The organism is Myxococcus xanthus, from assembly GCF_013116825.1.
Lineage (GTDB): Bacteria > Myxococcota > Myxococcia > Myxococcales > Myxococcaceae > Myxococcus > Myxococcus xanthus_B.
The window spans coordinates 62,648-72,473 of record NZ_JABFNS010000027.1; the positions used below are offsets into that span (position 1 = coordinate 62,648).

General features: G+C 68.9%; 6 protein-coding genes. 1 reads left to right on the forward strand and 5 read right to left on the reverse strand.

Going from position 1 to position 9,826, the window contains the following annotated elements; all coding sequences use genetic code 11:
- Positions 1-11: 11 nt before the first annotated feature.
- The 4 genes from HNV26_RS10475 to HNV26_RS10490 form a co-directional block, all read right to left on the reverse strand.
- Positions 12-2,672 (reverse strand): CARDB domain-containing protein, encoded by a 2,661-nt coding sequence (locus tag HNV26_RS10475; RefSeq protein ID WP_171441786.1) that lies wholly within the window; start codon positions 2,670-2,672, stop codon positions 12-14.
- A gap of 169 nt (positions 2,673-2,841) precedes the next feature.
- Positions 2,842-3,696 carry a DNA-formamidopyrimidine glycosylase gene (mutM, locus tag HNV26_RS10480; protein WP_366816833.1) on the reverse strand — a complete coding sequence of 285 codons (855 nt, stop codon included), beginning with the start codon at positions 3,694-3,696 and terminating at the stop codon, positions 2,842-2,844.
- Positions 3,697-3,844: 148 nt separating this feature from the next.
- Positions 3,845-4,861 (reverse strand): RNA 3'-terminal phosphate cyclase, encoded by a 1,017-nt coding sequence (gene rtcA / locus HNV26_RS10485; protein ID WP_171441784.1) that lies wholly within the window; start codon positions 4,859-4,861, stop codon positions 3,845-3,847.
- A gap of 162 nt (positions 4,862-5,023) precedes the next feature.
- Positions 5,024-6,259: an RtcB family protein gene (locus tag HNV26_RS10490; protein ID WP_171441783.1), complete on the reverse strand. Its 1,236-nt coding sequence runs from the start codon at positions 6,257-6,259 to the stop codon at positions 5,024-5,026.
- 144 nt (positions 6,260-6,403) lie between these two features.
- Between HNV26_RS10490 and rtcR the strand changes: the two genes are divergently transcribed.
- Entirely contained in the window at positions 6,404-8,026 is a 1,623-nt protein-coding gene (gene rtcR / locus HNV26_RS10495) for an RNA repair transcriptional activator RtcR (protein ID WP_171441782.1), read from the forward strand.
- A gap of 7 nt (positions 8,027-8,033) precedes the next feature.
- On the opposite strand, the gene HNV26_RS10500 is transcribed toward rtcR, so the two are convergent.
- Positions 8,034-9,452, reverse strand: coding sequence for a M24 family metallopeptidase (locus HNV26_RS10500; protein ID WP_171441781.1), 1,419 nt, complete (start codon positions 9,450-9,452; stop codon positions 8,034-8,036).
- Between the last annotated feature and the right edge of the window lie 374 nt (positions 9,453-9,826).

Here is a 9,826-nt window from a genome sequence, read left to right on the forward strand (position 1 = left end):
CCCGCTCGGGCTCAGGGTGTCACGACGACCCGCGAGCCCACACGACCGTCGTTGGCGGGCACCAGGTCCGGAGTGCTGCCCGCACTCGCGTGCGCGCCCACGTACCAGACGTCCCCGCTGCTCACGTTGGCCAGCGACGACACCGTTAGCGTCCGGCACTGGCTCGGGCCGAGCGTCACGCTCGCCTGCCCGACACGGACGTCTCCCGAAGGCTCGAGGTGCTCATCACGGGACAAATAGACCTTCACAGAGGCACTCCCTATGCCGAGGCCCCGGTTACACACTGTTACCGTCGTCGGATACGAGACGCCCCTTCGGATGACGCCGGAGGCACTCACGGCCGTCACGGCGAAGTCGTTCTGGCCCCCCACCGCCATGGGCACGGAGAACGCGAGGGCGCGCCACTGCTCGGGTGAGCGCACACCCCACGGCTCCCCCACTTGGGCCACCAACCTGAAAGCCCCCTCCAGAGGCACGTTGGCCACACCGTACAGCCGCACCTGTGCGCATTCGCCCTGAACGAGCCCCGGCGCCCCGCTATAGTCGGAGAGCACGGAGACGGGGAAGTCATCCTCCGTGCGCAGCGCGAGCGTGAGCCGCGTGCCGGGCTGTGACACCGGGCTCCGGTTGCACACGGTCGCGGTCGCGACGAAGGACTCGTTCAGCCGAACCATCGTGGGCGCTTGAAGGTCGGTGATGACCAGTCCGCTGATCTGGGTCACCTGAACGACCTCCCCCGCGGCATCGTTGTTGGTCTCCACCAACTCCGTGACGGCGTTGGTGACGTCGCCCCACGCCACAGGCCGCCAGGCGCCCTCGAAAAGGGGCGCCGTCATCACCGTCTCCAGCGCGACGCAGGCCCCTGGCGCCAACGGCGCCACCGTCAGCATCGGGCCCCCGATGCCCGGCGAGGCATCCAGGTCCGGCTCTGGCAGGAAGAGCGTCTGGATGAACGCTTGCGGCGTCTGGACACTGCCTCGATTGCAGACCGACACCGCGGCAGGCAACGCCCCTCCACGCCACGACACCCGGCCATGAGTCTCGATCTTCGTCACGACCAGGTCGGGCCCCGTACCAATCCCCACTTCGGGGCCCAGGAGCGCGTTGTTCTCCAGATGCGGGTCCACCCCTTGTGGCACGGAGAGCTCCACGGAGGCCTTCACGAAGACCGTGTCTGGCAGCCCCTGCGCGGGAACAGTCCCCACCACGGGAAGCACCGCGCAGCCTTTTCCAAGCGGGCCAAAGGACCGGGTCCCCACACGGATGCCCACCCGAGGGTCCGGGTCTTCCGACAGCGCCACATGGACCGCCACCGACGGAGCAGAGGTGCTTCCCGTGTTGCAGACGGTGACTTCCGTGGTGAAGAAGTCACCCGGAGCAAGCGCGTGCGTCAGCGGCGCGACCCGGGTGACGGAGAGGTCCGCCAGGGTGCCCAGGAGAACGTCCACGGCCCTGTCGTTGTTGTCCAGGTGAGCCTCTGTTTGCGCTCCGGCCGGATTCACCGTGGCCACCAGTCGCCAGCTTCGCGCCGCGTTTCCCAGGGAGCCCAGCGGCTCCTCCCACTCGGTGCACTGGTGGGAGGCCAGGGCCGGGATGCTCCGCGAGGAGACGCTCAGCACGCCTTCGGCGGAGGGCTCGCTGGCACGGAGCTGGAATCGCATCTGCGTGGCGGCGCCGTCGGCCGTGCCCTGGTTGCACACCGTCGTGCGCACAGGAAGGGTCCCGTTGCTCAGCTCCACGGGTGGCGCCCGCAGCGCGGCAACGACGTAGTCGGGAATCGAGCCCACCTCCAAGGTGGTCACGGCACTGAGGTTGTTGCTCTCCACATCCTCGGGACGCTCATTCAGCGCGTCCGCCATGACCGCGACGTACCAGGTGCCCGGCTGATGTATCCACCCATCGAACACGACGCGTTCGCAGCGGCCCGCCTGGAGGAAAAGCCCCGTCACGTAGTTCAGGACAACGTCGTCGGACTCGATGTGAGCGTCTGGCGACTGGTACAGCCGCACCGAAGTCACCTCATCCCCCTGGCCCCGGTTGCACACGAGGGCGTACACCTGGAAATGAGCATCCGGAAGGACGACGGCAGGCATTGACACCGACTCCACGACGAAATCCGGGAGCGAGTCGAACGTCACGGGGACGCCTTCAGCCGAGTTGTTCTCCTCTGACACCTCGGCCACTTGCGCTTCAGGGTCGGCCAGTGCCCCGACGAACCACGTCCCCGAGTGCGACGCGTCTTTCCGAGCGGTGATTGAACGTGACTCACATGCCCCGGCGCCCAGCCATCCCGAGGGAACGGAGCCGAGCAACGCGTCCTCCTTGGTGATGCATGGGTCCCGGGAGGCAAACACCGAAACGTCCGTGCTCCCCGCGCGGCTGCCCTCGTTGCAGACCGTGACCGAAACCTCGAAGGGGCCCCGCCAATAGACTCGCGATGGAGCCTCAACGTCGGTGATGGCGAAGTCGGGCAGCTCATTCGCACGCGCCGCGCGCGTTGTATCTCGAACCGCGGGTGGTGGGTGGTTGCAGACCTCGCTCCTGACCGGGAGGCCGCTGGTGGAAACACCCGAAACGCGCGGCGGCGCGGCCAGCGCCGTCCGTGGCCCCGACGCATCCGGTGCCAGATGCAACGCAAGCCCTAACAATCCCCATGCAATCCCTGACGGCATCGTTCCCCCTCATGACCAGGGCTGGCCTCGAGTGCAGGCGACAGCAACCCGGCGCATCGGGACGTGCTCTAACACACCGGACTGTCCGAAGTGAATGCACGGACGCAACGAAGCCCCACGAGACGTCTGGCTTCAGGAGGGCGCTCGTCTCGGTGCGATTCCTTGCGAATCACAGCAGCGAGGACTGCGCGGGGACTTCGGGCGCGCTCGTCAGGGGCTGGCACGTGGCACACCAGTATGTGTTCCGCCCACCGATGCGTTGGTGGGAGACCGGCGTGACACAGCGCGGGCACGGCGCCCCAGCGCGGCCGAACACGTTGCGCCGGTGCTTCGCCTGGCCTTGAACGCCGAAGAGGTCTCGCTGGGTGCCTCGCATGCGGAGCCCTTCATCGAGCACCGCCTGGATGGCGCGGTCCAACCGCACCACCTCATCGGCCGTGAGGGACGACGCCAGCCGGCGTGGGTCAATCCCCGCCTGCCACAGGCTCTCGTCCGCGTCCCGGTTGCCGAGCCCCGCCACCACTCGCTGGTTGAGGAGCACCGTCTTGAGGGGACTTCTCCGCCGCCGCAACTGACGCCCCAGCACCGCCGGAGTGAACCCCTCCCCCAGCGCCTCCGGCCCGAGTTCGTCCAGCTTCAAGCGCGCGGCCAGCTCAGCCGAAGCCGCCAGGGCGATGCGCGCGTATCCCAGAGAGTCCGTGAACTGCAACTCCGCGCCCCCCTCCAGTTCGAGCACCACCAGTGTCGAAGACGGGCGCTCACTCCCCGTGGGGCGCAGCGCCAGCTCTCCGAAGAGCATGAAGTGCAGCGCGAGCGTCGCCCCGCCATCGAGCGCGAGCAAGATGAACTTGGCCCTTCGGTTCGCGGCGGTGACCTGCCGCCCCTTCAAGGCCTCGATGAAGTCTGGCGGTGATGGGAAGCGAACGACGGCGGGAACCAGGACCTCCGCCCCCGCGAAGCGGCGGCCCACGACGGCATGCCGCAAGTCCCGGGTGATGATTTCGACTTCAGGCACCTCTGCCACGCGGACGCCTCCTCCGCACATGCATGGTGCCGGCTCCTGGCGGCGCGCCATGAAGACGCCCACCCGTCATGGGGCCTGGCCGCCCTCCGAACGGAGCGCGCGACGCTGAGCCCCAGGGCCGCCCGCCAATAGACGCGCCCCCTGGGGCTCAGGCGCGGACCTCCACCTCGCGAACCTCGCGAGACACCTCCCGCACCTCGACCTTCACATCCAGGAACTGGGCGATGGTTTGGAGCTGCGTTTCGGCATGCCCATCCAGCGGCAGCGTGCGGAACACGCCGCCCTTCGCCAACGCCACGAGGAGCAGCAGTTGGTCACACAGGTGCTCGCCCACCGGCACGCCCGCGTCGAGGTAGCGCTTCACCTCTTCAGCGACCTGTCCGGCCACGGCCTCCGCCCGCTTCCCCCGCTCACCGAAGCCAGTGAAGACCTCTGTCACGTGCTCGCTCTCCACCTCGGCGACCAGCACGTTGCCGGGCCCCAGCGGACGCTTCAGCTCCTCCGTCCGGAGTTCATCGGGCCGCCACTTCAGCGCCGCCCCCGCCGTGCCCAGCTCGCGCTGCGCCACGTCGAACGGAATCATCGCAATCACGGCCTTCAGGTCGCGACGGACCACGCGCCCCCGCTCCAGCAGGTGCAGTGGCTTCAGCGGCGCGGGTCGCACGTCGACCCGGAACCGCCCGCCCCCGGCCGGGAAGAAACCGGCACGCTCCAGGGTCGCCTCCACGGACGGCCCCATGCGACGGACCAGCGGCAGATACGCCCGCTGGAGGAAGTCGAACGGTGGCGCCATGGGGTTGTGCGTTCCCCCCTCCAACATCAGCGTGGAAGGCCCCTCCGCCAGGAGCAGCGCCGGAAGCACCGTCTGGAGCACCAGCGTCGCGCTGCCCGCGGTGCCCACCGCGAAGTGATAGTTCCCCGCGGCCAGGGCGCTCGGCCGGAAGGTCAGCTCTCGCGAGCCGAGCTCCGCGCCCGACACCTCCGCGGCCCCCACGGCCTCCGCGGCCTTCACCGACGTCAGGTGCTGGCGCAGCAGGCCCGGCTTCTTCCGGCCCGCGCGGATGTTCTGGATGGTGAAGGGCTTGCCCGTCACCAGCGACAGCGCCAGCGAGGTGCGCAGCACCTGCCCCCCGCCCTCTCCCAATGAACCATCGACGCGCACCATGACGACCTCCTCCTTGCTGCTCGCGACTCACGAACCACCCGGCACGCACTGACACCCCCGTGAAAATAGCGGCGCCCGCGCCCCCATCCTGGCGGCCTTTCGGCCTCTTGGGGAGCGCGGGCGCCTCGGTGTCTTCATCCCGGCATGGTCACCTCTGGGTCTCTAGCCCTTCACGCACACGACCTGCTTCAAGGTGTGGACCACTTCCACCAGGTCCGCCTGCGCTGCCATCACCGCGTCGATGGGCTTGTACGCAGCCGGCGTCTCGTCGATGACGTCCACGTCCTTGCGGCACTCCACGCCGGCGGTCGCCTTCACGTGGTCCTCCACCGTGAAGCGCCGCTTCGCCGCCTCACGCGACATCACCCGGCCCGCGCCGTGGCTGCAGGAGTGGAAGCTGTCCGCGTTCCCCTTCCCGCGGACGATGAACGAACGCGCCCCCATGCTTCCGGGGATGATGCCGAGATCGCCCTCGCGCGCCCGCACCGCCCCCTTGCGCGTCACGAAGCAGTCCTTCCCGAAGTGATGCTCACGGGCGATGTAGTTGTGGTGGCAGTTCACCGCCGCGTCCTTCAGCTCGAACGGAGGCAGCTCACCGCTCACCTGCAGCGCGTCCACCGCCTCTTGCAGCATCAACGCGCGGTTCGTCGCGGCGAAGTCCTGCGCCCAGCTCACCGCGAAGACGTAGTCCTCGAAGTGCTCCGTCCCTTCCGCCAGGTACGCCAGGTCCCCGTCCGGCAGGTTGATGAACCAGCGGCGCATGTCCTCCTTCGCCAGTTCGATGAAATAGCTCCCGATGCGGTTCCCCACGCCGCGCGAACCGGAGTGCAACATCAGCCACACGCCCTCCGACTCATCGAGGCACAGCTCGATGAAGTGGTTCCCCGTTCCCAGCGTCCCCAGGTGCGACAGCTCCGGCCCACGGCCGATGCGCGGATGCTTCCCGACGATGCGGTCGTACCCCTCCACCAACCGCGCCCACTCCTGCTGGTGCCGCGCGGGCGCCACACGCCACGCCCCCACGTCGTTGCGGCCACCGTTGTCGGAGCGGCCATGCGGCACCGCGCGCTCAATCGCCGAGCGAACCCCACGCAGCGAGTCCGGGAGCTGGTCCGCCCGCAGCGTCGTGCGGACGGCGATCATCCCGCAACCGATGTCCACGCCCACCGCCGCCGGCACCACCGCCCCCACCGTGGGGACCACGCTCCCCACCGTCGCGCCGTAGCCGCGGTGCACGTCCGGCATCACCGAGACCCACTTGTGGATGAAGGGGAGGCCGCGCAGGTTGCGAAGCTGCTTCTTCGCCTCGTCCTCGAACGGAACCCCCACCGTCCACGCCTTGATGGGGCGGCCCGCCTCGTCCGACAGCACCTCGTAGTTCCCGTTGATGCGGCTCATCGTCTCCACCTTTCAGTCGTCCGCCGGGCGCTGTGTCCCGGTCACGGAGGAGGCCTAAAGCAGCCGGCGTGCCAACACCGCTCCCGAGGGGAGCCCTCCAGGCGGGCTGGCATTCTCTATCTCCACGGATAAAGTCCTATCTCGATGGCGAAATCTCGCGCGCGCAAGACGGTGGTCCTGGGGATGCTCGGGACGACGCTCGACAACGGGCAGGGGCCGCATCGCTGGGCGCGGTGGCGGCCCACGGTGGCGCTGTGCCAACAGGAGGACCTGTTGGTGCACCGGCTGGAGCTGTTGCATCCGCCGAACGCGACCTCGCTCGCGGCCACACTGGCGGGGGACATCCGCCAGGTGTCACCGGAGACGGAGGTGCGGGGCAGGCCCCTGGACATCCAGAACCCGTGGGACTTGGAGGAGACCTACGGCGCGCTGCTCGACTACGTGCGCGGCTATGCCTTCAACCCCGAGGCGGAGGACTACCTGGTCCACATCACCACGGGCACGCACATCGCGCAGATCTGCATGTTCCTGCTGGTGGAGAGCCGGCTCATCCCCGGCAAGCTGGTCCAGGTGTCACCCGACCCCAGGGACCGCGCGGGGGCGGGTACGCACACCCTCATCGACCTGGACCTGTCCCAGTACGACACCCTGGCCGCGCGCTTCCGGCAGGAGCAGCGAGAAGGCCTGGCCTTCCTCAAGTCCGGTATCGACACCCGCAACGCGGCGTTCAACCGCCTCATCGAGCGCATCGAACAGGTGGCCGTCCAGTCCCGCGCGCCCCTGCTCATCACAGGTCCCACCGGCGCGGGCAAGTCGCAGCTCGCGCGGCGCATCTACGCGCTGAAGAAGTCGCGGCGCGGCGTGGCGGGCCCCTTCGTGGACCTCAACTGCGCCACGCTCCGGGGCGACGGCGCCATGTCCGCGCTCTTCGGGCACGTAAAGGGCGCCTTCACGGGCGCGCTGAGCGACAGGCCCGGTCTGCTGCGGCAGGCGAATGGCGGGGTGCTGTTCCTGGACGAAATCGGCGAGCTGGGCGCGGACGAGCAGGCCATGTTGCTCCGCGCGCTGGAGGACAAGCGCTTCTTGCCCGTGGGCGCGGACCGCGAGGTGGAGAGCGACTTCCAGCTCATCGCCGGCACCAACCGGGACCTCCAAGTCGAGGTCGAGCGCGGGCGCTTCCGGGAGGACCTGCTCGCGCGCATCAACCTGTGGACGTTCCGACTGCCCGCGCTGCGCGAGCGCCCGGAGGACATCCCACCCAACCTGCTCTTCGAACTGGACCAGTCCTCCGAGGCCGTGGGCACGCGCGTCACCATGAACAAGGAGGCGCAGGAGCGCTTTCTGGACTTCGCCACGTCCACCGAGGCGAGGTGGGCAGGCAACTTCCGGGACCTCAACGCGGCGGTGCTGCGCATGGCCACGCTGGCGACGGGCGGACGGATAACTCGGGACGTGGTGGACGAGGAGCTCGAACGGCTGCGCGAGCAGTGGCGGCCCTCCGGAGCGAAGGCGGCGGTCGTCGCCGGGGACCTGGTCGCGGAGGTGCTGGGGGAGAACCTCGCCAGCGAGCTGGACCGCTTCGACCGGGTCCAGCTCGCGGACGTGCTGAGCGTCTGCCGGTCATCACGCTCGTTGTCGGACGCGGGGCGCATGCTGTTCGCTCAGTCACGCGCCCAGAAGAAGAGCGTCAACGACGCGGACCGGCTGAAGAAGTACCTGGCCCGCTTCGGACTCACGTGGGCGGACGTCAGCGGGCGAGGCGGTTAGGCCGGGCTCAGAGCATGGGCATGCCACGCGTCGTCACGCCCTTGCCTCCCTTGGCGCCCTGACTTCGCTGCCCGCCCTGGCCTTCGCGGCCCACGAGGTAGAACGACTCCTGCCTGGACACGAAGAACTTCCAGCCCTCCTCGGTGAGGTAGGCCGGGTCCTCCTGCATCACGAAGACCTTCTGCCCGTCCCACTCCGGCACCGGCGTGGCGGTGTTCAGCTCGATGGCGATGTACGAGCCCAGGCGCAACGTCTTGGCCTCCTCCTGCCGGCTGGCCGAACGGAAGTCGATGCTCGCGCCCAGCGCGTGGCCCTGGTTGCCCAGCGGGTGGCTGTACACCATGGCCTCGATGCCCTTCTCCTTCATCTCCGCCATCGTCTGCGTGTACACCTGCGCGGACGTGCGGCCCGGACGGGAGGCGCGCAGCATCAGCGCGTCCTGGAGTTCGATGGTGTTGGCCAGCGCCCGCTTGAGGCCCTCCGGCGCGTCCGTCTCCCCCTCGTTCAGCACGTAGGCCATCTTCTGCCAGTCGGAGTTCAGCCCCATGTAGGTGATGCCGAAGTCCACGTGCAGCAGGTCGCCGCGGAGGATGACGACGTCCTCCTTCGCGGGCGCCAGGAAGCCTCGCGAGTTGGCGCCATCCGCGCCCTTGCGCTGCACGCGCAGGTCCGGCTGGAACCAGGTGTCCACGCCCAGCGCCCAGAGCCTGTCATAGAGGAAGCGGCGCACGTCACCGACGGTCGTCTTCCCCGGCACCACCACCTCCGGAGAGAAGGCCTCCTTCACCACGGCCTCCGTCAACATCACCAGCCGCTGGTAGTGCAGCCACTCCTCGGGGATGCGCGTGTCCAGGTACTCCTCGATGAGCGGCGCGGCGCTCACGAAGCGGGCCTCCGCCTCCGCGCCCAGGGACTCCACCAGGAAGGCGTAGCTGTCCTTCGTCAGGCTGCGCGTCACCCCGCGCTTGCCGCCAATGCCCAGGGCAATCGTCCGGGGCTGATAGCGCGTGTTCAGGTCCGCCAGGATCTCCTGCGGCTTGCGCCCTTCTTCGGGCAGCTCGAAGAAGCGCGCGAGCGTGGCCTCCGAGTAGCCGGAGAGCGCGACGCGCTTGAGCCCCTCGGGCCCGGCGTCGACGAACACGAAGATGTCCCGGTTGCCCGCATAGGGCCGCGGCGGCGCGATGAACTGGGTGAGCGGGTCGTCGTGGAACTCCTCGTTGACAACCACCCACATGCCCACGCCATGACGGCGCATCATGTCCAGCAGCATGCCGTGGCGCTTCTCCAGCCAGGCTTCGCGCTCGGCGATCTGCTCCGACCAGGACATGAGGCGCGGCGGCGAGTCGTCAGCAGTGCCCTGGCGCCCCGTGGTGGCACAGGCGGCCAGCAGCAACAGCGGCAGGGCCGCCCACTTCGCGGACTTCATGTGAGGACTCCCATCGAGAAGGAGGCCGCACCGTATCGCATGAAAGCCAGGGGGCCTCCGCCTCCAGAGCCCTTGGAACCTCTGGAGACAGAGGGCCTGGGGCGCGCCCCCTCCCTCACTCCCTGGAAGTCCGCGCTCCAGCGCCTCTCTGGATGGACGCGTCCTCGACGCCCGCGTCATGTGGTCGTCGGCCCCCCGGTCCCGACGCGGCCACCCTTTGAGATGACGGCTGTCCCCCGACGCCGTCTGCTGGAGCGGGCTTCATCCCCCGCGCGATGAACTCAGAAGCTGGCGATCCGGAACTCGAAGTCGCTCTCGTCGAGCGCCTCCCGTTCCTGCCCCCCCAGGTCCTCACTCCGCGCGTCCCCCGGACC